Origin of the sequence: Roseibium sp. MMSF_3544 (assembly GCF_030732845.1) — a bacterium.
GTDB lineage: Bacteria > Pseudomonadota > Alphaproteobacteria > Rhizobiales > Stappiaceae > Roseibium.
Genome location: NZ_JASHKA010000005.1, coordinates 195,940 through 221,842, shown reverse-complemented (window position 1 = coordinate 221,842; position 25,903 = coordinate 195,940). Strand labels below are relative to the sequence as shown.

The window sequence follows — 25,903 nt, the reverse complement described above, 5'->3', positions numbered from 1 at the left end:
AATTAAATTTGGGGCATTGGCAAATGATCCTTGTGTCAAGTTTTCCTTGACGGCCTGCTTGATGCTCAAGCAGTCTGTTTTGATGATCACCGGTATCGAAAACTGGACTTGGCATGCGAGCGCCGCCTCTTACTTAAGGCGGTCGACTGGAAGCGACCTGGTTGTCAAATGACGCCGCAGCGCCGATAGATTCTCGTCCAGTTTTCGGATTCCCCAAATGCCTGATTTTTCCGGTCTTCGACTGGCTACCGACGTGGGTGGCACATTCACCGATACCGTTTTGATGGATGCCTCCGCAAAGGTTCTGGCCTCCACAAAAACGCTGACAACGCACCAGAACCCGGCTGAAGGCGCGCTTGAGGGCGTTCGCCGCACTTTGCGGCAGGCTGACGTCGAGATCAGCTCAGTAAGCGGGTTCGTGCACGGCACCACGCTGGCGACAAATGCCCTGCTTGAACGGCGTGGCGCACGGGTCGCCACCGTGACAACCGAAGGGTTTCGGGACATTCTCGAAATCGCCTACGAGCGTCGCTATAGCCAGTACGACATCAACCTGACCAAACCGGACCTGCTTGTCCCAAGAGAGCGCTCCCTGACAGTTTTGGAGCGAATGTCCGTTCACGGCGAAGTTCTTGTTCCGCTCGATGAAGAGGCTGTAGCACCACTGGCAGAGCAACTGGACACGCTTGGTGCGGAAGCGGTCGCAATCTGCCTGTTGCACGCCTATGCCAATCCGGCGCATGAACAACGCCTGCGCGCGTTGTTGAACGCACTCCGTCCCGAACTCGTTATCTCGCTGAGCTCCGAGGTAAGCCCGGAGGCACGAGAGTTCGACCGGCTTTGCACCACAGTTGCAAATGCATACGTTCAGCCGCTGATGGCAAGCTACCTCGATCGTTTCGCGGATGCCTTTAAAGCCGAAGGGCTCACCTGCGAGATCCTCATGATGACGGCAGGTGGCGGCATGACGACGCTCAACACCGCCTCCCGTTATCCGATCAGATTGGTGGAATCAGGTCCTGCGGGGGGCGCTATCTTGGCAAGCAGGATTGCCGGCGCCGCGGACCTCAGTGAAGTCCTGTCCTTCGATATGGGCGGGACAACAGCCAAACTCTGTCTGATCGACGGAGGTCGACCCCAATCCTCCCGCCAGTTCGAGATCGGACGTGCAGAGCGCTTTATCAAGGGCTCAGGCATGCCGGTTCGCATACCGGTTATCGAAATGATCGAGATCGGCGCGGGTGGAGGCTCTATCGCCGGAGTTGACCGTTTGGGCCGGCTGACAGTTGGCCCCAAAAGTGCCGGCTCCGAACCTGGACCTGTCGCCTTTCAGCGTGGCGGCAAAGAGCCTACGGTCACGGACGCGGACGCAGCGCTTGGATATATCCGCGCCGAAACATTTGCCGAAGGCCAGTTTCGGATTGATGTCGAAGCAGCGCGCACCGCGATCTTGAAGACCATCGGTCAGCCGCTTGATCTTGATGCCAACGGCGCCGCGGACGGCATAAGCCGCATTGTGGACGAAAGCATGGCCAGTGCCGGGCGCGCACACGCCGTGGAAAGCGGCAAGGATCTCGGCAGCAGAACAATGATCGCATTCGGTGGAAATGGGCCCCTGCATGCATGCCGCGTGGCACGCAGCGCAGGCGTGCCGCGCGTTCTTGTGCCTCCCAATCCGGGTGTCGGATCGGCGGTCGGTTTTCTTTACGCACCGATCGCGTTCGAAATTGTGCGAAGCCGCTATACGCTTCTGACGTCGATCGAGCTCGCCGTCATCAACGCGCTGTTTGCGGACATGATCTCAGAAGCAAGTGACGTCGTGCGGCAGGGAGCTGAAACCGCGGAGGTGGAAACCTTTCGCAGTGCCTTCATGCGCTACAAAGGCCAGGGACACGAAATCGAAATCGCCCTGCCGAACCGGGACTTGGCAAGCGAGGATGTTCCCGCGCTGACCACCGCTTTTGAGGCAGCCTATGCGGAGCAATTCTCGCGTCCGGTTCCCGGCATGGAGATTGAGATCCTGAACTGGGCAGTCAGGCATTCAACCCAAGCACCCTCTCTTGCAACGCCCCGTTCAGAACCGGTTGGTCGTGCTGTCATCCCCGAAGCAAGCCGGCAGGTCTATTGCGATATCACAGGCCGCGTGGTCGACGCCAGGTTTGTTCTGCGGGAACAGCTCTTGCCCGGTGATACGTTGCAAGGTCCGGCGCTGATCGTTGAGCCGCAGACAACAACCTTTGTCGGCGCGGACTTCGAGATGACCGTCGACTCGGCGTCGAACTTAATTCTGAGCCGGAGGAGCTCACGATGAACCCGAAGTCAAAAGCTCACCTGCAGGTCATGTGGAACCGTCTGCTGGCACTGGTGGAAGAACAGGGCCAGACCCTGATCCGAGCCGCTTTTTCGCCGATTGTGCGCGAATGTGGTGATATCTCGGCAGGCATCTTTGATGCCGAAGGCCGGATGCTTGCGCAAGCTGTCACGGGCACTCCGGGTCACATAAACACGATGGCAGAAGCCGTTCAGCACCTGCGCGCCCATTTCGCCGTGGAAGACATGCGACCAGGCGACATTTTCATGACCAACGATCCATGGCTTGCCTCCGGCCATCTCAATGATTTCCTGCTGATGATGCCGGTCTTCTTCAAGGGCAAGGTTGTCGGCTACACATCGTGCACCTCGCATCTTGTCGACCTTGGTGGACAGGGCATGGGTCCGGAGGGATCCGATATCTTCGACGAGGGTCTTCTCATTCCGCCCTGCAAACTGGTCGATGAAGGTCAGGTCAATGTCCTGCTCATGGACATTGTCCGGGCGAATTCCCGCGAACCGATCGCCAATGAAGGCGACATTTACGCGTTGATTGCCTGCTGCGAAGCTGGTGCGAAACGTCTCGTTGAGTTGATGGAAAGCTACGCAATCGACAGCCTTACCATCCTCGGAAACCACATCATCGATACCTCAAGGATGGGGACGCTGGCGGCCATCGCCGACATACCGTCCGGTGTCTATCGCAATGAACTTGTTGTCGACGGATACGATCGGCCACTGACCCTGGCGGCTACCCTGACGGTGGCTGAGGATCGGCTGCATCTCGATTTCACAGGCACGTCGGGTTTGTCGCCAAAGGGAATAAACGTCCCGCTGAACTACGCCACAGCCTATGCAGTCTTTGCTATGCGCTGCATCATCGGCCCGGATATTCCGAACAATGCCGGTTCTCTCGCCCCCTTCACCGTGAACGGTCCGACGGATTGTATCCTGAACGCTCAGCGCCCGGCCCCGGTCGCCATGCGCCATACCTTGGGACAAATGATGCCGGACCTGGTTTTCGGCTGTCTACACCAGGCCGTCCCGGACAAGGTGCCCGCAGAGGGCGCTTCCTCCATGTACGATCTTCCTTTGCGCCATACCGCGGACGCAGCCCTTGCCGGCGGTTCGGAATTTGCAATTGAACTGGTTCACAATGGCGGAACGGGTGCACGGCCCCATCTGGACGGTCTGTCGGCGACCGCCTATCCTTCCGGCGTCTTCGGCAGCCAGGTCGAAATGACCGAGGCGGCTGCGCCAGTTACCATCTGGCGGCGGGAACTTTTGCCGGACACCGGTGGGCCCGGCCAATTCCGGGGCGGCCTTGGTCAGCGCATCGAAATGACTTCTGCAATCGACGAACCTTTTTTGGTCTTTTTGTCTGTCGAACGCATCAAAAATGCTGCCGCCGGCCGCGCTGGCGGACTGCCGGGTTCGGCCGGTCGAATACGCGTGACTGGCAGGAACGAGGACGTCCCGGGAAAGTGCGAATTGCGTGTTGAGCCGGGTGAGCGGTTGATTTTCGACACGCCCGGTGGAGGCGGTTTCGGGCCGCCCGAAAAACGCGATCCGGAGCAAACCGAAGAAGACCTGCGCAGCGGTGTGGTGTCTTCAGAAGCCGCAGCGCGTGATTATGGTGTCATGTCATGATCCGGGCGGTAAACACTGTCGCAGCCATGGACAGCTATGCCCTAGCGGATCTCGGAGAACCCGGTGCTGTTTCCCTGGCTCAGAACGAGAGCACGTTCCCGCCGAGCCCGCGCGCCCTGTCTGCAGCCCGCACCGCGATGAACGGGAATGAACTCTATCCTGATCCGGACTGGCGCGAGCTCTGTACGGCAATCCGGGAAACCCATCCCGTCGACCGGGCTCAAATCCTGTGTGGCGCCGGTTCGATGGAGCTCATCGGCTGCATCATACGAGCCTATTCGGGTCCGGGAGATACGGTTCTCGGAACGCAGTACGGATATTTGTTTGTTGCAACGGCAGCCCAGCAGGCAGGGTCCGAGTACGTGCGCGCACCTGAGCCGGATCTGTCAGTCTCTGTTGACGCGATCTTGTCCAGAGTTTCTCCGTCGACACGTATCGTCTTTGTCTGCAATCCGGGAAATCCGACCGGCACCAGGATACCAAATGCCGAGATCGTGCGCCTGCGTGAGTCTCTTTCGTCTGACATACTGCTGGTCGTGGACCAGGCTTATGCGGAATTCGATGATCAGGACCATGCGCCGATATTCACCCTTGTCGCTCGCGGGGATACGGTCGTCACGCGGACCTTGTCGAAGGCGTACGGATTGGCCGGAGCGCGAGTTGGCTGGGGCATGTTTCCAAAATACGTCTCAACAGAAGTTCGCAAACTTCTGAATCCAAACAATATTCCACTTTTGTCTCAATGCATGGCAAGTGCCGCTCTGCGGGACAGGGCCTATTTGCTTGACGTTGTTCGAAAGACCTCGGAGAGGCGCGAGGAAATTTCCGAGCGCTTGCGCCAGGCTGGCTACGTGGTGCCTGAAAGCGCGACGAATTTCCTGCTGATCCGTTTTTCGTCCGCACAAGCTGCCACGACCGCCGAGGAGACCTTGCGTTCACAAGGGCTGATCCTGCGCAGAATGGCCGGGTACGGTCTGCCCGATTGTCTGCGCGCGACCGTTGGACCTGCCGACGCCATGAATCGGATGGCCAAGACGCTGGAGACACTAAGATGATGGATGATCGCAGCGGTCCAAAGATCGGCGTGCTGGTGCCATTCACAAACTGCAATCTGGAACCGGATTTGCAGCTCATGCGCCCGGCTGGCGTGACATTCCATTTCGCCCGCATGGGAGGCTACGATGTCGACGAAATTCCCGGTTCGGCCCAGATGGCCGGCCTCGGGTCATCCGACATTTCCGAAACGCTGCATCTGATCTCCGGCGTCCGGCCCGCCGCCATTCTTTACGGCTGCACCTCTGCCACGCTCACGCATGGTTCTGCCTTTGACCGGGATCTTTCAGCCCGGATTGCGGACCGGTCCGGTGCTTTATCTATCACTGCAGCCGGCGCCCTTGTGGCCTCACTCCGGGAACTTGGTGCGACGAAGGTTGGCTTCGCCTCTCCCTATCTCGGAGAAATCAACGACCAGGCCGTCTCGTTTTTGGCGGGCAACGATATCGAAACGGTGCAGCGCGCCGATATTGGCCGGGCGCTCGGGAATTATGGTCAAGGCGAATTGCTACCTGGCGAGGTTTCGGACCTTGCCCTGAAGGCCGATGGCCCAGGCGTAGAGGCAATCGTCCTCTCCTGCACGGACATGCGCTCGGTCGAAGTGATTGAAGATGTGGAAGCGGCCACAGGCAAACCCGTCGTCACTTCGAACCAAGCGATGGTTTATTCACTTTGCCGATTGCTCGGTCTAAAGGTGCCGGCGGGTGCTCCGGGGCGCCTTTTCAACACCCTTTAAGGGAACCGTTTCGATTGCTCCGGAGCCCGAGATTTGCGGAATTCCATCATACATTTCGAGCTCGGGGTTTACGGAGACCCGTCACCGATTTGTTCTTTCCGCCGAGCAACATAAGCTTCCAACGCTTCTCTTGTTGCCGCATCAAGGGGCGGTTCTTCATATTCCTTCAGGGCCTGTTGCCAGAGGTTTGTCGCACGATCCACGGCTTCGGTCGCGCCGGCGATCTCCCAGTTCTCGTAGTTCGTCCAGTCGGACAGCATCGGCTGGTAAAATGCCGTTTCGTACCTGGCCATGGTGTGATCGGTTCCAAAGAAGTGGCCGCCCGTGTCCACAGCCTTGATTGCTTCAAAACCGAGCTCTTCCTCGCCAAATTCAACGGGTTGCACGAACTCGATGATGTTCTGAAGGATCTCGACATCCAGGATCAGTTTTTCATACGACGCTGTTAGCCCGCCTTCCAGCCATCCCGCGGCGTGATAGATCATGTTGCCGCCGCCCATAACTGCACCCCAGGTGGCCATTCCGGTTTCGTAGGCAGCCTGCAGATCAACCGCGTTGGATGTGTTCGCATTGGAGGTCCGGTAAGGCAGACCGTAGCGCCGTGCCAATTGCCCGGCGATCATGTTGGCCTTGGTGTTTTCCGGGGTTCCGAATGTCGGTGCCCCGCTCCGCATGTCGACGTTGGAGGTGAACGCTCCGTACATGACGGGCGCACCCTGTTTCACCAGTTGCGCGAGCACCACGCCGAACAGCGCTTCGGCGTTTTGCTGTGCCAGCGCTGCAGGCAGTGTTACCGGCGCCATGGCTCCCATCAGTGTAAACGGCGTGATCGTCACCGGTTGCCCGTGCTCGACCATTGCGATCAGGCCTTCGCCCATTTCCTCATCGAAAAGCCTTGGAGAATTTATCGAAATGATGGTGATTACGCCCGGATCTTCGGCGATTTGGTCCAACGACAGTCCGCGGGCAATAGCCATCATTTCGATCCCGTCCATGGCACGGCCCCGTCCGATTGCGGTGCAATGAAACGAGAGGTCTGACAGCGTCAGATTGGCAAGGTAAGTGTCCAGGTGTCGATTGTTGGCCGGCAATTCCTGTGGCGCGGTCACCTGATTGCCAATCAGATGAATTGCGTTGAAGTGTTGCGCAAGACGGATGAAGTTCTCGTAGTCCTTCAAGTTCCCGGAGCGCCTCCCATTTATCCTGTCATGGACATAGGGCGGCCCGGCAACGAGACCAAAGCACAGCGCGTCGCCGCCAATTTCCAGCCTTTTTTCAGGATTGCGCGGCGTCAAGGTGAACCGTTCTGGTGCGGTCGCAACTGCTTCCATCACCATGTCTTCATCGATGCGAACAGTTGACGTTTCGCGATCCACGATCGCACCGGCCCGCTCGAAGATGCCGAGCACTCTCTCACCCATGACGCGTATGCCGAGTTCGGAGAGAATGCGCATGGAGGTGTCATGGAGCGCCTGAATCTGTTCTTCATTCAGCAACTCGACGGGAGCTTGCGGATTTGAGAGCGGCTTGAGCGGAAGCTGCGGGATTGTATCGCTTCCCCGTGCAGCTTTCGACCTGCGTCCGCCGGCACGCCTTTCTCTGGCCATGGTATACCTCCGATCAGTAGCCGCGCTGCGGATCGACAACATTTTTCAATGCGTCACCGGCAAGAAAGCGGACCAGATTGTTACAGAACATTTCCACGGACTTCAGCTCCCAGCCGTCATAGACCGAGGAGCAATGGGGCGTGACAATTACATTGTCCATGTCCCAAAACGGACTGTCCTCTGGGAGCGGTTCCGCCTCGAATACATCAAGGGCAGCTCCTCTCAGCCGTTGTGCGGCAAGCGCCCCTGCAAGCGCGGTCTGGTCAACCACGCCACCTCTGGAGACATCCACCAGGACCGCACCGGGCTTCATCAGACCAATGCGATCTGCGTTCAGTAGCCCGCGCGTATGCTCCAGAAGCGGAACGCACACCGCCACGGCATCGGCTCGCGGAATGATCTCGTCGAGCGTGTCTACCGGATAGACCTCGTCGACATCGGGAGTTGACGTTGGCCTTGCACGGACACCAAGAATGGTCAGACCCATGGCCTTTGCCCGTCTCGCAATGGCCTGTCCCGTCTGGCCAACGCCGAGAATGAGAAGCGTTTGTCCTTCCAGCGGCCGAACCTTGCCGGCAATCCAGTTCCGGTCCGCTTGCGCCCCGCGGAATCCCGGCAAATCAAGCGAAAAGTAAAGCAGTGCTCCGAGCGTGTATTCTGCCATCATGTCGGCGGCGACACCCGCAGCATTGGTCACCGTGACACGGGCCGGGTCCCAAGTGGCGAGGTGATCGGTTCCGGAGCCTCCAACGGAAACCCAACGCACGGTGTCGCTTTCCACCAGAGTTGCACGCGGAAAGCCCGGCGTTCCGGCAAAGCGCACCGAGTAAACGACTTCAGCACGCGTTTCACTGATGTGCTGCGGCAGCCCGTCATAGGTATCGCAGGCGCTGACGGTCACATCCGGACACCGAGACTTGACCAGCGAGAGTGCAGCATCCGGTGCCTCCATGTGCAGAACAACATGTGGCGTTGACATTGACAGGTCTCCTCAGTTCGTCCGGCCTTGTGGAGAGCCTGAACCATACGTTTTGGGCATGTCGGCCCGTTCTGAATAATCGGAGGAAAGTTGGTTTTTCAACAGGTGTCGAGGCATCGTCTTTCAGGGCGCGGCAAAAAGATGACGGCTAAGGTCGGAAAAGCGCGCGTGATCTTCGGGGAGAGAAAGGACCGCATCACGGATCGCATTGGCCCGGTCGTTTCCCAGGATAGGATACGCATACTCATTGTACTTTTCGATGATGTCTTTGCGCGAGAACGGACGCTCCGGTCCCCCTCGTGCATGGGTATCTCCGCTATGCAGGCTGCGTCCATCCCTCAGATGCACGGTGACGTCGGCCCATCGGCCGGACGGAAAGTTTGCTTCGTGCCGGGTGTCTTCAATGGCGCTCGTGCACCCGACAAGACGCGCAACGTCCGGATCATTCAGACCATTGCCCGAAATATGGTCCAGGGCAATTTTTCCGTGGACCGCCATCACCGCAACGGCGAAAGCAAGTGAGTATTGAGCCTGTGACGTTGTTTCAGGCACACGATCGAAGAGCCTGATCGCATTTTGAAAGCTGCGGACTTCGATACCCTTGATGTCTTCGGGCCTCATCCCTTGCTCAATGCGCAACTCGCGGACAGCGTCGATTGCCGCATGGGCCCAACGGCAAACCGGATAAGGCTTGATGTACTGATGTTCGATTTGCCAGAAATGCTCCAGGTCCTGCCAGTGGCAGGCACATTCAGGCGCTTCGATGGTTATCGCCGGAGCACCGGTAAATCCCATTTTCGCAAGAACTGCTGCCGACATACCAACCAGAGCTCCCATTCCCGAGCCATCGTGCAGCATTGTCGGATTGGAAATTTCGCGCATCATTTGGCTTCTCGGGCCGTGATACTCCGCAACCCCCCAGGCGTGGCGCAGTTCTTCTTGCGACAAGCCCTGAATTCGAGCAGCAAGCGCAGCGACACCGAGTGCGTTCCAGGCACCGGATGTGTGGTAATCGGAAACAGTGTCGTGCAATGCAATCCCTGCCCGGCCTGCAATCTCGTAGCCGACGACCAAGGCGCTGAGCGCTTCGCGCCCTGGCATCTTCTGATCGTCCCAAGCCGCTGCAACGAGGGCCGGTACCATAACGACACCCATATGGCCCTTTGTCGGATTGTAACCGTCATGCGCATCCAGATTATCGATCTGGGTTGCGCCTGCAAAAGCAGCACCGGCCCGGCTGACCTCGCGGCCATCGAACATCATCGGCGCCCGGTCTGCAGCTTCTGCGGAATTGTAAAGCCGCATTGCCGCCTCCCGGGCAATTCTTCCCGCGTCCATGGGCTGGGCCGCAATGCAGACGCCGAGCGTGTCCAGCATCAGCAAGCTTGCTGCCTGCAACGCAGGTTCCGGGATCGTTTCAGGCGAGGTATCCAGCACAAAGCGTTGTGCCGACCCAAGCTGTGACTCTCGTCCCTCACCTTTTAGGTCCTTGAGCATTTGAGGCGCCTCCACCGGAAACAATATGGAGGATTAGTCACCAGCGCATTTGAGTTTTCTTCGCCCAAGCCATAAAAATTATAGGGTCATTTCAAAGAATGCCCTCTAAAGGCCCGAAAATGCCAAGCAAAAAGCCGCCGCCCCTGAATTTTGTAAGATCGTATGAATGCTCGGCAAGGCACCTGAGTTTCACGAAGGCAGCCGACGAGTTGGGCCTGACACAGGCCGCTGTCAGCATGCATATCAGATCGCTTGAGAAGCACCTCGGGGTCGAATTGTTCGTGCGCTATCCGAGAAGCCTCAGGCTCACGGAGGCAGGTGAAGCCTATCTGCCCACGCTTCGGCAGGCCCTTTTGATGATCGATGCCGCCACGAACTCGGTGCGCATCGACCGGCAATACAAAACCGTCAAGATCGCGGCACCGATGAGCCTGGCGGAAAACTGGGTCTCGCGCAGGATTGCCGATTTTCGATCCAGTCATCCTGACATCGACATTATTCTTCAGGGAACAGTTTGGGACCATACGGGCGACCCGGATACGAACATCATCATCTTCATGAACCGAACTGCCGAGGAACCGCTCAATGCACGTCTCCTCATGCGCGAAAATCTCGCGCTTTTGTGCACGCCGGAATTGGCTAGCCAGCTAAAGGAACCCGCGACACTTGCCGACGTGCCAAAAATCGTGGTGTCCGGGCGCCAGGAATACTGGACAGAGTTTGCCCGCGCACTTGACCTGCACAGCCTGGACCTTGAAGGATCCATCAGGACAAATGCATCCAACATTGCTCTGGAGTTGGCCTCACATGGTGCAGGTGTCGCCGTGTTGCCGATTGATCTTGCAATGACATACAAGGATCGCGAGCTCCTTGTAGAACCGTTTGATCACCGGCCTCCCAGTCCCTGGAACTACTACATTCGCGAATCCCAGGACCACTTTCTGGCCGCATCTCAAAAGCTCTACGACTGGCTTCTTTCACACGCAGGTTAGACCGTTTGCAATTTCCATCTGACGTTCGTGTGGCCCCAGGACCTTCACCGGTCCGTGTCAGGTCTACGTAGGTCGCTCTCGTTCAGCTGGGAGTGTTCAAGTTCCTTTGCATCGCTTTTCCCGAGCGTCTCATTCCGGAGTTTGCGCGACCCTCGCAAAAATAGTCACTGTTACTCTTTCCAAGAGGGTTTCTTGCGCGACATCTGCCGCCTTGCGAAGACACAAATCGACTTCGCGCGACGGATTTCTTCAACTGGCAATAATTAAATCTGAGCTTCAATATTGACGCAACGGTAGTTTCGTCCTCTCATGTTGAAGCCGACAACCAAGGCATTGGAGCGTTTAACTTTTTTGAAACGTAACCATTGCATCTGGGAAGGAATGAGTCATGAAATTCAGGTTTAATTTGCTGGCCGCAAAACTGGCAGTTTGCGCGGCCGGGGCATTTGCTTTGGCCGAATACGCGCCGGCTCTAGCGCAATCGGAAGACAAGCCGAACATTCTCGTCATTTGGGGTGACGATGTGGGGCAATCGAATATTTCCGCCTACACATTCGGCCTGATGGGATATGAAACGCCCAACATCGACAGGGTCGCCAAGGAAGGCATGATGTTCACCGATTACTATGGTGAACAGTCCTGCACGGCCGGACGTTCGTCCTACATTATGGGACAAAGCGTGTTCCGCACCGGCCTTTCCAAAGTCGGCCTGCCGGGTGCCGATCTCGGCATGCAGGAAGAAGACCCGACGATTGCCGGTCTTTTGAAGGCACAGGGGTATGTGACCGGGCAGTTCGGCAAGAACCACCTTGGCGACAAGGACGAACACCTTCCGACGAACCACGGCTTTGACGAATTCTTCGGAAATCTCTACCACCTCAACGCCGAGGAAGAACCGGAAAACGAAGACTATCCCGGTAACGCGGTCATGGCGGACGGGCGGACATTCCGCGAAACATACGGTCCGCGCGGCGTCATAAAGTCATCTGCGGATGGCTCCATCGAAGACACTGGCCCGCTCTCCAGAAAGCGCATGGAAACCGTTGATGAGGAAACCGTCGCGGCCGCGATCGACTTCATCAAGCGAGCGCACGAACAAGGCCAACCGTTTTATGTCTGGTGGAACGGGACCAGGATGCACTTCCGCACACATGTGAAGCCAGAAATGCGGGACCAGGCGGATCAGATCGCCGGCAAGCATGTCGACGAATACACCGCTGGCATGATCGAACATGATTTGCATGTTGGTCAGCTTCTTGATGTTCTGGATGAACTCGGCATTGCCGACAACACCATCGTTCACTATTCGACAGATAACGGCCCGCACTACAACACCTGGCCGGATGCCGCTGCGACGCCGTTCTTCGGCGAAAAGAACACCAACTGGGAAGGTGGCTGGCGCGTGCCGTCCATGGTTCGCTGGCCCGGCAAGATTGAAGCCGGCAGTGTTTCCAACGAAATCATGCACCATATGGACTGGCTGCCGACCTATCTGGCGGCTGCCGGTGTGCCCGACATCAAGGAACAGCTGATCCAGGGTGGCGTGCAGGCTATTGGCCGCGAATACAAGGTGCACCTGGACGGTTACAATTTCCTTCCCGTTCTGTTGGGCGATACCGAGGAAGGCCCGCGCCGGGAGATCTTCTATTTCTCAGACGATGGTGACCTGACGGCGCTCCGCTATAACGACTGGAAGATGATCTTCATGGAGCAGAAGGAATACAAGACGTTCCGGGCCTGGATCGAACCCTTTACCGCTCTGCGCGTGCCGCTTATCTTCAACTTGCGGCGCGATCCTTATGAGCGATCCTACCAGACCTCGAACACCTACTACGACTGGTTGATCGACCGGGCATATCTGTTGGTCCCGGCGCAACAATATGTCGGGCAATTCCTGTCGACCTTCCAGGAATTCCCACCACGCCAGAAGGCTGCGAGCTTCTCGCTCGACCAGGTCATGGAAAAACTCAGCACGCCCCACGGCGCGCAGTAGAACTCCAACGCAAGCAGACAGGTGGCGGGCTTTAGCCCGCCGCCAATCCCCGTTTCAAGTGCCCGGTCCCATTGTGGATCGGGCACTGACTGGATTTCAGGCCTTGGAGGAATAAATGAGACTTCCTTTGTTTGTTGCGGCTATTGCAGTCTCCGTCGGATCTGTGGCAGCCGACCCCCTTCCCTCCTGGCATGAAGGCGACGCCAAGTCTCGAATCCTTGAATTTGTCGAGGACGTTTCCGATCCCGCCTCTGCGAACTACGTCACGCCGGCGGACCGAGTTGCCGTCTTTGACAATGACGGAACGCTTTGGTCTGAAAAACCCGTTTATTTTCAACTTCTCTACGCCCTAGATCGCTTGGCGGAAAAAGCCAAGGACGATCCTTCAATCCTGACCAGTGACGTGTTGAAGGCCGCAGCTTCCGGCGACATGGAAGCCGTTGCAAAGTCTGGTGAGGAAGGTCTCCTTGAGATCGTCATGGTTTCCCACTCCGGCCTGTCCGTGCCTGAGTTTCAGGCCGATGTCGCGGACTGGCTCAAGACTGCCAAACATCCGACCAGTGAACTTGCCTATACCGAGATGACGTACCAGCCAATGCTGGAGCTGCTTCGTTATCTGCGGGATCAGGGTTTTGAGACCTATCTCGTTTCCGGTGGCGGCATTCATTTCATGCGAGCCTTCGTTGAAGACGCCTATGGAGTTCCGCCGGAAAACGTCATCGGCAGCGCGGGCAAGACGCGCTACGAGGTGGTTGACGGCGTCCCCACCATTTTGAAAGACCCTGGTATCGCCTTTGTCGACGACAGGGCCGGAAAACCAGTCGGAATTGACAGCAAGATTGGAAAACGTCCTATCTTTGTCGGCGGTAATTCCGATGGTGACTTTGAAATGCTGGAATGGGCGACTGCCGGCGACGGACCGCGCCTTGGCCTGATTGTGCACCACACGGATGGAGAGCGTGAATGGGCCTACGATCGGGACAGTCACGTTGGCAAGCTGGTCAGGGGTCTTGACGAGGCCGACACCCGCGATTGGCTGATCGTTGATATGGCGGAAGACTGGAAGCGTGTCTGGTCCGGCGTGAGCGACTGAGCAAAAGCCGCTTAAATCCAGATACTTGACCTGTCATGACCGTGACCGGAGCCCGTAAAATGTCAGACGCTCTTCAACAGATCCAGCAGCTCAAACAACGCATGCAAGGTGCGATTATCGGCCAGGAGGACGTTATCGACCGGCTGATCATCGGCCTTCTGGCAAACGGTAATCTTTTGGTCGAAGGCCTGCCGGGTCTTGCGAAGACACGCGCAATCAAGGCTTTGGCGAAAAACATGCAGGCCGAATTCAGCCGTATTCAGTTCACGCCGGATCTGTTGCCGTCCGACGTGACCGGTACGGAAGTGTATCATCAGTCCGCCGGCGGCGGCACGTTTCGTTTTGAAGCGGGCCCCATCTTCGCCAACATCGTTCTGGCGGACGAAATCAACCGGGCTCCGGCCAAGGTCCAGGCCGCACTTCTGGAAGCGATGGAGGAGCGTCAGGTCACGGTCAGCGGCAAAACGCACAAGATGGAACCGCTGTTCATGGTGATGGCAACACAAAACCCGGTGGAACAGGAAGGGACCTACCCGCTTCCCGAAGCGCAAATGGACAGGTTCCTGATGCACGTGCTGATCACCTATCCTCCGACCGAAGATGAGATCAAGATCATCGAGCTGGTGCGCGCCGAGGAAACCGCCGCGATAGCATCTCAAGGGAATGAGGACGCGTCCGCGGCCAAGGCAGAAGTCGCACCCACTCCGATCCCGCAGGAGGCAGTCTTCGCGGCGCGAACCGAGATCGCCGCCATCCATGTTTCCGACGCGAGTGCCCGTTACATGGCGGATCTGGTTCAGGCCACAAGAACGCCGGAAAAATACACCGCTGACCTTGCCGGATGGATCGATATCGGCGCGAGCCCGCGCGCGTCGCTCGCACTGGACAAGTGCAGCAGAACCCATGCCTGGCTCGGCGGGCGCGACTATGTCGATCCGCTGGATATCAGGGCGATTGCGCATGATGTCTTGCGGCACAGGCTGACGCTGAGCTTCGAAGCAGATGGCGACGGGGTTTCTCCGGACAAGGTGGTCGATGAGATCATTACCCAGGTCGCACTGACTTGAGGAGGCGAAGATGCGTGACATGACCGCACGGGCCAGAGCCGGTCTCACAGCACGCGCCCCGGACGCGTCTGCTCCTGTCGACACGCGGATCAGAGTCGACCTGGCACACCTGCGATCGCTCGAGGGAAAGGCACGAAAACTCAGACTTCTCCCGAGCCAACCTGTTTCAAGCGTACTCAATGGCCGGCATGCATCCAGACTGAGAGGACGCGGGCTCAATTTCGAGGAGCTGCGTGGCTACCTGCCGGGCGATGATCCGCGAACGATCGACTGGAAAGTCACCGCCCGGACAGGGTCGGCACATGTGAGGATCTACAGCGAGGAAAGAGACCGCCCGGCTCTTCTGGTTGTCGATCAACGCATGTCCATGTTTTTCGGGACCAGGCGGAATATGAAATCCGTAACGGCTGCCGAAGCGGCGGCCGTAATTGCCTTCAGAGTTCTTGATCAGTCTGATCGTGTCGGCGGTGTCGTGTTCGGTGACGACCATGTGTCCGAGTTTCGCCCGAAGCGGAGCCGGGCTGCGCTCAACAGGTTTCTGGTCGCGCTTGAACGTGCAAACCGGATGCTTCGGGCAGACGCGCAAAGCGTGGATCAACCCATGCTTTTGAACCAGCCACTCACCTCAGTGGCCCGCATTGCCCGCCGGAACCACCTTGTCGTTGTCATCAGCGATTTTGACGGTCTCGATCAACGGACCGGAACACTTATCGGTGCCCTCTCAAGGCACAATGACGTGGTTTTGTGTCCCGTGACCGATCCAGTCTCGAATGATGTTCCGAAGAACATGAAACTCGTCGTTTCAGATGGAGAACTGCAGGTCGAGCTGGATACCGGCACGACCGACACCTTCAGGAGATTGTCAGACTTCGCGTCCGGCCGAATAGCTGAAATCCTCAAGTGGCAGCAGAAATACGGCGTGCCGGTTCTGCCGCTGAGCGCAGGTGACGACACGGCCAGCCAGCTTCGGCGCCTGACCGGACTGCGTCCGGAAAAGAAAGGCCGAGGCCAATGAAGGAAGAGTGGGAAGGCCTCAATCTGCCAGACTTCATCGCCTTGCTTGAACCGGTGCCGGAACCACCTCCCGTATCCATGGTACCGCAGACGGCAGGCTGGCTTTGGCTTGGCCTGCTTTTACTCCTGCTTGTCTCCCTATTGATCTGGCAGATCTGGCGCATTTGGCGGCGAAACGCCTATCGCCGGGAAGCCTTGAAGGAACTTGAGCTTTGCAAAGGTGATGCACCCGCCATGGCGCGACTTGTCCGGCGGACCGCCCTGGCTGCCTACCCCAGAGCCAGGGTCGCCTCTCTATTCGGCCGCGAATGGCTGGCCTTTCTCGACAAGGCCTATGGTGGGGATGGGTTTTCCAATGGCCCCGGAAAAGCGTTGGAAGTTGCTGCTTACGGCAAGGAACTCGCTGGGAACCAGGCTAGCACGCTCATTAGAGAGTGGATCAAGACGCATCGGAGGGAAAACCTGAATGCTTGAATTCGCCCAGCCGTTTGCCTTCTTGATGCTTCCGCTTCCGCTGCTCGTCTATTTTTTGGTTCCGGAGCACAAGGAGCGCGTCTCATCTGTCAGGTTTCCCTTCTTCCGGAAAATCGCGTCAGCCGCCGGCAAGGATCCGACCGCCGGCTCGGTGGTGGTCAGCCGCTCGCTCCTTCAAATTGTCTCAGCCACCGCTACCTGGTGCCTGCTGGTATGTGCGCTGGCGCAGCCAACACATGTTGGAGACCCAATCGTTCAGGAGAAAGCGGCGCGCGGCGTGATGCTCGCGATCGATATTTCCGGATCGATGGATCAGATCGATTTCCCGTCTGCCGATGGCGAAAGAGCCCAGAGATTAGACGCGGTCAAACGTGTCGTCGGTGACTTCATATCCGCGCGCGACGGCGACAGGGTTGCTTTGATTATCTTCGGATCAAAAGCGTATGTTCAGGCTCCGTTTACCGAAGACCTTTCGTCCGTAAAGGCCCTGCTCGACCAAACCGAGGTCGGCATGGCCGGACCGCATACCGTCATCGGGGACGCCATCGGTCTTGCCATCAAAACCTTTCAAGCCAGTCAGATCGACCAAAGGCTCCTGATCCTTTTGAGCGACGGTTCAGACACCGGAAGCCGAATGGCGTCAACCAATGCGGCTCGCATTGCTGCCAACGACGGGATCGAGATCATCACTATTGGAGTTGGCGATCCGGAAGGGTCTGGCGAACAACGTCTGGACGAACAAAGCCTCATAGAGATCGCCGAGGCCGGCGGCGGACGCTATTACTTTGCAAATGACGAAGATGCGCTGGTCGAAATCTACACGCGCATCGATGCGCTTGCTCCCAGGGAAGTTGAAACTGCGAGCTATCGACCGCGGGATCCCCTTGGGCACTATTTTTTCGCAGGTGCATTGCTTATCGGTTTGTTTGCCCTTCTGACGATGCAATTGGCCTCCCTTCGCCGGAGGTCCGCATGACACTCGACTTATTCATTCAAAACCTCCAGGCATTCCACTTTCTGCGCCCTTGGTGGCTGCTTACGCTTCCACTGATTGCACTTCTCTGGTGGCACGTTCGCAGGAAAGCGTCCCGCAAGACCGAACTGCCGAGCGTGATTGCACCACATCTTGCTGCTGCACTGACGGTTGGTCAGGAGCACCGGAACCATTTGCGCCCAATAGACACAGTCGCAATCGTTCTGGCCCTGTTGGCGCTGGCAACGTCCGGTCCGTCCTGGTCGCGCGTCGCAAACCCGCTTGTCTCGGACACCGCTCCTCTCGTCGTCGCGCTCAAGGTCACGGACACGATGATGCAGCCGGATGTGCCACCCAACCGGCTGGAACGAGCCAAGCAGAAGACGCTGGATCTCTTGGCAGAGCGGAGCGGTGCCAAAACGGCCTTGATCGCCTATTCGGGTTCCGCGCATCAGGTCGTTCCGCTGACCGAAGACCCGGAAGTCATCAAGCCGTTTCTGGAAGGACTGGACCCCGGCGTCATGCCCAAGGAAGGCAGTTCCGCAAGTGAAGCGCTCGAGCTTGCGCTGTCTTTGCTTGAGGGACAGGAGGAGCCAGGGTCTATTCTCTTTCTTCTCGACACTCTTTCAGATGCCGATCAGACGCTTTTCGCCGACCAAAACGCAGCAGGAGGGATTAGCCTTCACTTCTGGATATTCAGCCGCGATGCGAACGATATCGAGCAGCTAAAGAACACTGACGTCGGCCCAGTCGTTACGGTTTCAATTGACAAGCGTGACGTTGACTTGGTCCTCAAGAACATCGATGCCGCCTACCAGGCAGCCTTGTCGCAAGACGAGCAGTCAAAGTGGCGTGACCGAGGCGCCCTGTTTGCATGGCCTGCGGCAATCGTTCTGCTGTTCTGGTTCAGGCGTGGTTGGACAATGCGCTGGACAGCCATTCTGCTCTTATCGGTTCTGCTGCAGCCACCGGTCGAAGCCCGGGCTGATGGCTGGCGTGACTGGTTTTTGACGCCTGACCAGCAAGGCCGTCTCGCCTTTGAAGCGAAAGACTATCAAAGAGCTTCAGAGCTTTTCCAGGATCCGCAGTGGAAGGCCTTCTCGCTTTACAAGCTCGGCAAATATGAAGAAGCGGCGGAACTCTATGCCTGGCTGGAAAGCTCCAATGACGCGATGGGTGAAGGCATGTCCCTGATCAAGTCCCGTTCTTATCGCGAGGCAATTGCCGCTTTTCAAAAGGCCGTCGACAGGGATCCGATGAACACGGCTGCTCAATCAAATCTGGAGCTCTCCCAATACATTCTCGATTACATCGAAAGAACCCGTGAGCAATCCGATACCGGGGAGGAAAGCGGCATCGGCGCCGATGACATCGTTTACGACAACGAGGCCGGTCGTGGTGCCGAAAGCCAACAGCAGAGCGGCGAAACCATGCCGGAAACCGCAGAACAATGGATGCGTACCGTCGACACACGTACCGGCGACTTTCTGAAAAGCCGATTTGCGCTCGAAAACGCACAGGGGGCACGATGAAGCGATTTCTGGTGTTTCTTTGCGTGTTCCCCGTTTTGAGCCTGTCGGCGTGGGGGCAAGACGCCGTCGCGCCCGAAATAAGGACATCCCTGGAAAAGAATAGCGCCATTCCAGGGCAACCGGTCATCTATCGCGTCAGTATCCTTGTACCGACGTGGCTGCCCGCACCGCCTGAGTTCCCGAGTTTTGAAGCTCCGAATGTCATGGTGCGGCTGCCGTCGAGAGCCTCGGGGCCGACAAGCGAGACAGTAAACGGCGAAACATGGTCCGGCGTATCGAGGACCTACAGATTTTATCCAATGGCGGCTGGGACGTTTCAGATCCCTGCCGGAACCATCAAAGTCACCTATGCCGATCCCGAAACGCGCGAACCGGTCTCGGTCGTGGCGGCGTCTGGAGGCTTTGAAATCATCGGACAAGTTCCACCCGGGGCAGAAACACTCGATCCTTTTCTGGGCGCGAATTCTGTAACCCTGGAACGGTCTGTCGACGGGACCCCGGACCAAATGCGCGAAGGCGACGCCCTGACAATCACCACTGTGGTAACCGTGTCAGGCGTTTCGCCAATGTTCGTCCCACCCGTTCAGGAGGAGAACACGATCGTGGGCCTTGCAAGCTATCCGAAGGAACCGGTGCTTCAGGAAAAGGAAGACCGGGGCATTCTGTCCGGAAGCAGAACGACGGAAACTGCTCTCGTCGCTGAAACTGCCGGCAACTACACAATCCCCGAAATCAGCCTTTCCTGGTACAATCTGGACAGTGGAAAGATTGAAACGGTGACCGCACCAGCAATCCCGATAGCGGTCTCGGGAGCGGCAAGTGCACCTGTTGACGCCCCAGCCACAACCGAGTGGCGCAGCCTCATTGGTCTGATCGCATTTCTCGGGGTCTTGTCGCTTTGCCTCTTTTTCATCTGGCGGCGGTTCTCGCCAAGGGTTTTGGGCGCGGCCAACCGCGCAAGAAACAATTACCTGGCGTCTGAGCCCTACCTGTTTCGCAGGCTGGTCTCTTCAATCAAACGGAAGGACATTCAATCCGTGATGCACCTTTCGACGTCCTGGAAACGCGCTGCAGGAAACTTGATGACGGGCGCTGAATGGAACAACTACGAGAAAGCTTTGTATCTGTGCAGCGCGCTTTCATTTGACGGCGAACGAACTTATACGCAAGACGATCTTCAGAAGCGTTGGTCAAGCTTGCTCACCGAGGCACGTACGATCCGAAAGATTGCCCTGAAAATACGCAAAGCCCGAAAAACTCAAGATCTTGGCGACCTGAATCCGATTTAAGTCAGCCGGAAATCAATCGAGCGGAAGTCTGGAATCAAAGGACAGTCAGCCTTGGATCCGTCCGCGCTGGCATACCCGATCGCAACCACGTCGCTACCTGCATTTAGACCTGCTTGAATGCCTGCGGACGCATCTTCAAAGACTAAACAGTCTCCGGCATTCGTGCCGAGCCTTTCTGCAGCCAACAAATAGCCCGACGGATCGGGTTTTCCGCGCTCGATATCTTCTGCTGTTACCAGCACCTCGGGAAGCGGAAGACCGGCTGCGCTTATCCGGCGAAGGGCGAGATCGCGGCCGGCGGACGTTACGATGGCCCACTTGTGCGGCGGCAATTTGCCTATGAGATCAGCAGCCCCCGGGATTGCCACAATACCCCGGACATCCGCGGTTTCGGCCGCCTCTATCTTGGCCGCCTCTGCTTCACAGTTCACATCAGCACTCGCAAATTCCCGAACCACGTCAATTGTCCTTCGTCCATGCGATACGGCAAGCATGGAAACCGGGTCGATCCTGTTGGCAAGAGCCCACTCTGACAGGACCCGCTCTACGACCGCGCGAGAGTCTAAAAGCGTGCCGTCCATATCGAACAAAACAGCCGAATACGCTCTCGCTAACTGCAACATTCTTTGATCTACCCTTCTTTCCGACAAAGCCGCAAATGATCTCCTCAAGATCCGTCAACGCACGAAAGAGATCACACATCAGTGCTATTGGAGCGATTAAAAAACACGTCTAACAATAATCGTTATACTTTAGAGTAATCTCGGTATTACAAACACTTAACATTACCGCAACTTAATTTGTATTTGCGCCAAATTCGCACATCTTTGGGTCAAGGAAGCAAAAGCACAAACGTTCCCGAAATTCGTGCGGAGGTACAAAAGAATGAATAAATTCACTGGAACCCTTCCAGCGCTGGCAATTGTTTTCGCCGTAACAGCGTCCCAGGCACAAGCGCTTGAAACGGCCGCGCCATTGCTGCCGCCTGCAAGCGTCGATGCGCATAATCTCATCATTGAGCCTCCTGCCCTCGGCACACCTAAATTCCACGAGGAACTGTCTACTGTCCTGTGGGTGCAGGAAACGCGAACGCCGGAACAGGCGAAATTCGTGGAAACAACGCTGAACCTTGAAAGATTTGCACTTGTTATCGGCAATGCCATTTTCGAGGTGGATGGCCCTGCCCTTAAAACCATTATCGACACTGCGATCGATGAGGTCAGAACGGACTACGACGCCGTAAAAGCCGTTTATGATTATCCCCGTCCATTCGAAATAAACTCTGTTGTTGACCCGTTGGGAGACGCTCGACCGGTTGCGTCCTATCCGAGCGGACACGCCATTCGGGCTGTTGTCTATGCAAGACTGCTTGCAGAAGTCTTTCCGGAAAAGTCGGACGAGCTGCTCGATCTCGCCACCAGAATCGGCCACGGACGCGTGATTGCCGGCGTCCATTACCCGATGGACGTGTCTGAAGGACAAAAACTCGGGAATGCCTATGCCGACGCGATCATAGCCGGTGACGCATTCCAGAACAGTATTGACGGGATCCGCGCAACCGGTTCGTCCTGATTGTGAGGTTGGATGTGAGCTACCCGGTTTAGCCTTCTGGGCCCGCTGTTCAGCCAGCCTTTGCAGAGTGCCCCATTAGGACAGGAACGATCTGGTTGGGTGGTCCCATCATCGCAATCTGGCCTGAATTGAAGACAACGACGCGATCGGCCATTTTCATATGGCTCGGTCGCTGCGTGTTGATCATGATCGTCGATTTGCCGTGCAGAGCCTGGATCATCTCCATAAACCTGCGGTCGCCGTCAAAATCCAGATGTGTCCCGGGGTTGTCGAACAGATAGAGCGGAACGTCCTTTACAAGTGCCCTGGAAAGCACGATCCGTTGTTTCATGTTATCCGGGATCTGCTTCAGGATTTCGCCGTTGAGACGGGTTTCGAGACCCTCGAAACTCTCTTCAAGGTATTGCAGCAGCCCAAGCCGGCCGGTTATGTCGCGCAATCTCCTGTCGCTTGCTCCAGGCTCTGCGAGCAAAAGATTCTGTTTGACCGTGCCATAGAAGAAATCCAGCTCTACCGGGGCATAGCCGATCTTTGACCGCCATTCCGCGGTGTCGAGCTGCCGCACGTCAAGCCCGTCGAAAAGGATGGATCCGACCTGCGGCTGAAAGAGGCCCGTAATGGCCTGGAAGAGGGTCGACTTGCCCGAGCCGCTTGGCCCGGTAATCGCGATCATTTCGCCCTGGTTGACCGTCAGTTCCACCCCTTTCAGCGACGCTTCGGTCGCCCCAGGGTATCTGAGCACCAGCGAGGAGATCTTCAGATCTCCTTCGATGTCCCTGGTTATTTTCGGCAGATGGCCTGGTTCCCGCTCCAGCGGTACTTTCATCAGGTTGTTGATTTGCTCAAGAACGGTTTTGCTCTGCGCCAATTGCGTGATACTCAGGAATGCTTGGTTCATCGGGTTGAGCACGCGCCACGACAGCGCCATCGTTGCAATCAGCGCGCCGAGGCTCATATCCGCGTTCATGACCTGCAATGCGCCAATGCCCAACACGAACACTCCGCAAATCGTCATGAGGGTTTGCGAAGCGATCTGGAGCGTGTGCGTCAGGTTACGGGCGTGCACGTTCAGCTTGTTGAAGCCCGCTGACAAGCTCGAGAAACGTTCAAGCCAGGCTTCCTCGGCAGAGAGATTCCTGAGCGCGCGCTGATTGCGGAACGTCTCGATCATGAAGCTGTTCAGTTTGGACTTCTGCTCTCCGACGGCGGCGACTTCCCGCTGCACCTTCGGCAGCACATAGACTGCTGTCAGCGCATAGATCACAAGCAGTGCGAGCGGCGGAAACGCGACAGGTCCGCCAATCAGGAAAATCGCGACTATGAAAATCAGGGTGAAAGGAATGTCGACCATCGCACTGAAGAGCGAACTTTGAAAAATGTCACGCACACTGTCGAAGTACCGCAATCGCATCACCTGCGTTCCGATCGGCGCTTCAGCGAGCATTGCGTATGGCAGATGGAGGATCCGCTCGAACGTCTTGTTTCCGACAATCGCGTCGATGCGCCCACCAAGATAGGATTGGAGGGCATTCTTGGTCTTGCGGAGCGCGAATTCGCTCAAGAGGATGATGCCAATCCCGACCGCCATGGTGAGCAGTACGTCGAGGGACTTTGCGCCCATCGCCTTGTCGTAGATGGCCATGATGAACAATGGCGGGCCAAGTGCGATGAGATTGAGGACAAACCCGATTGCCAGAATGGATACGATGCTGGCGCGAAACTGTTTCGAAGCCGTCGAAGACCAGCTTCTGTTTTTTCTGACCTGGCTCTGTTCCTCGGTTTGCTCCGCGACCAGGTACACCTCTGACTTGGAAACATCTTTTGCCGACAACACGACAGCCTCTCCGGACTGTCCAGAATACGCGCGAAAGTCGCCGTTGTCGGTCCTGGTGGCGATGACCTGGATGTCGCCGCCGGCAACACGCAAACAGGGAAGCTGTGAACCCGCCAGTTCCGCCGTACTCCCCCGGTATCGCGTCGTAACGACGTTGATCCGTGTCAGGACCGTACGAAGATCCTGAATACTGTCAATCCGGTCGAAATGCGGAAGTGCCTCGAAGAGCAACCGGTCATTGCCCTGCCAGTGCATCTCGCGCAGCAACGGCACCAGGCACTTTTCGGCAGGGGTCGTCCCCTCTCCCAGCTTACTGAAGGCGGTATCGCCAACGGTGGTTGTTGCCAGTTCCTCGGACAACTCGCTCCACTGCTGATGCACCGGGTTTGTTCCGGCGTTCAGCTCTTCAAGGTCGAAAAGCGCCCGAGTCATGCCGTTAGCCCCACAGAATTCGGTTGAGGCGTCCGCTCATTTTCGGTCAACTCGTGAAGCTGACCATCTTGTAACTGGAATTGCCGGTCGGCGACGGCGAGCATTGAGGGGCGATGGCTAATGATGAGAACCGTAAGATGTCCCTTGAGGCGTCTTAAAGCTTCCACAAGGCCTTTTTCAGCTTGCCGGTCCAGCTGCGCGTTTGCTTCGTCCAGGATAAGAATCTTGGGCTCGCCGGCCAATGCCCTGGCGATACAAATACGCTGCATCGTCGACGCCGGTATCTTGCCTCCAAGATCCGCACCCAGTTGCGTGTCGTAGCCCCTTGGCAGCAGGTTCACTTCTTTTTCCAGCCCGATCAGTTTTGCGGCCATGCGTGCGTGGGCAATATCCGATACGGCGCCGAACATCGTAATATTGTCCAGGATCGAACCGTTGAAGACGGCAGAGTTGCTGTCGATATAAGCAATCGACTTTCGGAGCGCATGCTTGTAAGGGCCCGCAAAGTCATAGTTTCCAATAAGCACCTGACCTTCCTCCGGAGACAGTTCTCCGGAGAAAAACTTCATCAGTGTCGTCTTGCCGCTGCCATCCGAACCGCGAAAGCCGACAAATTCTCCAGATGCAATTGCAAGGTTCAGGTTCGAAAACACCTGCCGCTTGCTGCTGCCCCTATTCATCGAGACGTTGACCAGTCGGATCGATCCGTCCGTTTCGGCCGCGAGCGTTTCACTTTGTTCCACTTCTGGAAGGTCGAACAGTGTTTGCACCTGGCTATAATCGTGCTTCAGACGCTGCATGTCCGTGAGCTGATTGATCGCCCGCAAAAACGGTTGAACGAACTGACCCGACAGCAATGTGCTTGCCGCGACGCCACCGATGCTGAATCCGTTGTTGATCACCATGACGGCACCGAACAGAACAACAAACACGGTTGTCATCGTGGCAAAGAGCGCCGAGGCGTCCCGTGCCTGACCCGCCAGGCGCATATATCTTGAACTCAGTTTAGCCGTGTCCCGCTGCAGGCGCTCAAAGCGCCGAATGATCAGAGCCTCCATTGCCAGGGATTTGACCGTCTTTGCGCCGGACAGCACCTCAAGAATGAAATCGGACTTGCGGTCGTCCTGGGTTGCCCGGTCGGCGACGACTTTTTGCAGCACCTTGTTGCGGTTAAGGGCAAACAACATGAAAAGACCAAGCAGGCAGACCGGCACGAGTGCGAGCGGTCCGGCAATGAAAATCAGCACGGCGAGATAAATTCCACCGGCTGGAAGATCGATGGCAAGCAATCGGCCCTGATCACCGTAGTGATCTGAAATCGACTGTAACGAGCGAAGCTGATGAACCTGAACGGAGACCGGCGTGCTGGCAAAACACTCTGGCTTGGCATCCAGGACACGCCGGAATAATTCCTTGTGCGCCTGGTGATTGAAACTGGCTCCCAGTTTGCCGACAACAGCGGCGCGGGCAATTTTGATGAGGCCGTCTGCGAGCAGCACGCAAACCACTCCCAGCATGAGAACCAGCAACGTGTCGGTGGACGAATTGGGAAGGACCCGGTCATAGACCTGCAGGATAGCGAGCGGCATCGCCAATCCGAGGACATTTGCGAAGACAGAAGCGACAACGACGTCACGCGGCAACCGTGGCGAGGAAATCCACTTGCCGCTAGGTGAGTGCTTCACCTTCAAACGCGGCAGAAAGAAGGAGGAAAATACCGATTTCAGCATAAGTTAACCAGAGTCGTGTCCACGCTTAACCAAAGTGTGGTGCTCCGGTTTAAAAACAGTTTACCTTACGCTGTGT

20 protein-coding genes are annotated in these 25,903 nt (G+C 57.0%); 14 read left to right on the top strand and 6 right to left on the bottom strand.

Going from position 1 to position 25,903, the window contains the following annotated elements:
• Window positions 1–217: 217 nt before the first annotated feature.
• From RBB47_RS09700 to RBB47_RS09685, 4 genes are read left to right on the top strand one after another with little or no spacing between them, the layout of a single operon-like run.
• On the top strand, window positions 218–2,311 hold the full coding sequence (locus RBB47_RS09700; RefSeq protein ID WP_305985579.1) for a hydantoinase/oxoprolinase family protein: 2,094 nt from the start codon (window positions 218–220) through the stop codon (window positions 2,309–2,311).
• On the top strand, window positions 2,308–3,960 hold the full coding sequence (locus RBB47_RS09695) for a hydantoinase B/oxoprolinase family protein (protein WP_305985578.1): 1,653 nt from the start codon (window positions 2,308–2,310) through the stop codon (window positions 3,958–3,960). The genes RBB47_RS09700 and RBB47_RS09695 overlap by 4 nt, the downstream gene beginning before the upstream one ends.
• A complete protein-coding gene (locus tag RBB47_RS09690) occupies window positions 3,957–5,015 on the top strand; it encodes a histidinol-phosphate transaminase (RefSeq protein ID WP_305985577.1) in 1,059 nt (352 codons plus the stop codon). Before RBB47_RS09695 ends, RBB47_RS09690 begins: the two co-directional genes overlap by 4 nt.
• Window positions 5,012–5,749, top strand: a complete 738-nt coding sequence (locus tag RBB47_RS09685) for a hypothetical protein (protein ID WP_305985576.1) — start codon at window positions 5,012–5,014, stop codon at window positions 5,747–5,749. The genes RBB47_RS09690 and RBB47_RS09685 overlap by 4 nt, the downstream gene beginning before the upstream one ends.
• Before the next feature lie 68 nt (window positions 5,750–5,817).
• Here RBB47_RS09685 and RBB47_RS09680 read toward each other — a convergent pair whose 3' ends face one another.
• The 3 genes from RBB47_RS09680 to RBB47_RS09670 form a co-directional block, all read right to left on the bottom strand.
• Complete coding sequence (locus RBB47_RS09680) at window positions 5,818–7,356, bottom strand: trimethylamine methyltransferase family protein (RefSeq protein WP_305985575.1); 1,539 nt, start codon at window positions 7,354–7,356, stop codon at window positions 5,818–5,820.
• Between the two features lie 13 nt (window positions 7,357–7,369).
• Window positions 7,370–8,335, bottom strand: a complete 966-nt coding sequence (locus tag RBB47_RS09675) for a D-2-hydroxyacid dehydrogenase (protein ID WP_305985574.1) — start codon at window positions 8,333–8,335, stop codon at window positions 7,370–7,372.
• A 123-nt stretch (window positions 8,336–8,458) separates the two neighbouring features.
• Window positions 8,459–9,832, bottom strand: coding sequence for an MmgE/PrpD family protein (locus tag RBB47_RS09670; RefSeq protein WP_305985573.1), 1,374 nt, complete (start codon window positions 9,830–9,832; stop codon window positions 8,459–8,461).
• Window positions 9,833–9,951: 119 nt separating this feature from the next.
• Between RBB47_RS09670 and RBB47_RS09665 the strand changes: the two genes are divergently transcribed.
• The 9 genes from RBB47_RS09665 (at window position 9,952) to RBB47_RS09625 (ending at window position 20,259) form a co-directional block, all read left to right on the top strand.
• Window positions 9,952–10,824 (top strand): LysR substrate-binding domain-containing protein, encoded by an 873-nt coding sequence (locus tag RBB47_RS09665; protein WP_305985572.1) that lies wholly within the window; start codon window positions 9,952–9,954, stop codon window positions 10,822–10,824.
• Window positions 10,825–11,212: 388 nt separating this feature from the next.
• Window positions 11,213–12,817, top strand: coding sequence for an arylsulfatase (locus RBB47_RS09660; protein WP_305985571.1), 1,605 nt, complete (start codon window positions 11,213–11,215; stop codon window positions 12,815–12,817).
• A 115-nt stretch (window positions 12,818–12,932) separates the two neighbouring features.
• A complete protein-coding gene (locus RBB47_RS09655) occupies window positions 12,933–13,910 on the top strand; it encodes an HAD family phosphatase (protein WP_305985570.1) in 978 nt (325 codons plus the stop codon).
• Window positions 13,911–13,969: 59 nt separating this feature from the next.
• Window positions 13,970–14,977, top strand: coding sequence for a MoxR family ATPase (locus RBB47_RS09650; protein WP_305985569.1), 1,008 nt, complete (start codon window positions 13,970–13,972; stop codon window positions 14,975–14,977).
• Between the two features lie 10 nt (window positions 14,978–14,987).
• Window positions 14,988–15,992 (top strand): DUF58 domain-containing protein, encoded by a 1,005-nt coding sequence (locus RBB47_RS09645; RefSeq protein ID WP_305985568.1) that lies wholly within the window; start codon window positions 14,988–14,990, stop codon window positions 15,990–15,992.
• Entirely contained in the window at window positions 15,989–16,465 is a 477-nt protein-coding gene (locus RBB47_RS09640) for a DUF4381 domain-containing protein (protein WP_305985567.1), read from the top strand. Before RBB47_RS09645 ends, RBB47_RS09640 begins: the two co-directional genes overlap by 4 nt.
• Entirely contained in the window at window positions 16,458–17,441 is a 984-nt protein-coding gene (locus tag RBB47_RS09635) for a VWA domain-containing protein (RefSeq protein ID WP_305985566.1), read from the top strand. The genes RBB47_RS09640 and RBB47_RS09635 overlap by 8 nt, the downstream gene beginning before the upstream one ends.
• Window positions 17,438–18,970, top strand: coding sequence for a VWA domain-containing protein (locus RBB47_RS09630; protein WP_305985565.1), 1,533 nt, complete (start codon window positions 17,438–17,440; stop codon window positions 18,968–18,970). The genes RBB47_RS09635 and RBB47_RS09630 overlap by 4 nt, the downstream gene beginning before the upstream one ends.
• On the top strand, window positions 18,967–20,259 hold the full coding sequence (locus RBB47_RS09625) for a BatD family protein (RefSeq protein WP_305985564.1): 1,293 nt from the start codon (window positions 18,967–18,969) through the stop codon (window positions 20,257–20,259). The genes RBB47_RS09630 and RBB47_RS09625 overlap by 4 nt, the downstream gene beginning before the upstream one ends.
• Here RBB47_RS09625 and RBB47_RS09620 read toward each other — a convergent pair.
• Window positions 20,256–20,882: an HAD-IA family hydrolase gene (locus RBB47_RS09620; RefSeq protein ID WP_305985563.1), complete on the bottom strand. Its 627-nt coding sequence runs from the start codon at window positions 20,880–20,882 to the stop codon at window positions 20,256–20,258. The two genes, RBB47_RS09625 and RBB47_RS09620, sit on opposite strands and share 4 nt — an antisense overlap.
• Window positions 20,883–21,144: 262 nt before the next feature.
• On the opposite strand from RBB47_RS09620, the gene RBB47_RS09615 reads away from it, so the two are divergent.
• The gene (locus tag RBB47_RS09615; protein ID WP_305985562.1) at window positions 21,145–21,831 is read left to right on the top strand and encodes a phosphatase PAP2 family protein; all 687 of its coding nucleotides are present in this window, start codon (window positions 21,145–21,147) and stop codon (window positions 21,829–21,831) included.
• Between the two features lie 49 nt (window positions 21,832–21,880).
• On the opposite strand, the gene RBB47_RS09610 is transcribed toward RBB47_RS09615, so the two are convergent.
• Together RBB47_RS09610 and RBB47_RS09605 are read right to left on the bottom strand one after the other, a co-directional pair.
• Complete coding sequence (locus tag RBB47_RS09610; protein WP_305985561.1) at window positions 21,881–24,097, bottom strand: peptidase domain-containing ABC transporter; 2,217 nt, start codon at window positions 24,095–24,097, stop codon at window positions 21,881–21,883.
• Window positions 24,094–25,827, bottom strand: a complete 1,734-nt coding sequence (locus RBB47_RS09605) for a peptidase domain-containing ABC transporter (RefSeq protein WP_305985560.1) — start codon at window positions 25,825–25,827, stop codon at window positions 24,094–24,096. Before RBB47_RS09605 ends, RBB47_RS09610 begins: the two co-directional genes overlap by 4 nt.
• Window positions 25,828–25,903: the final 76 nt, after the last annotated feature.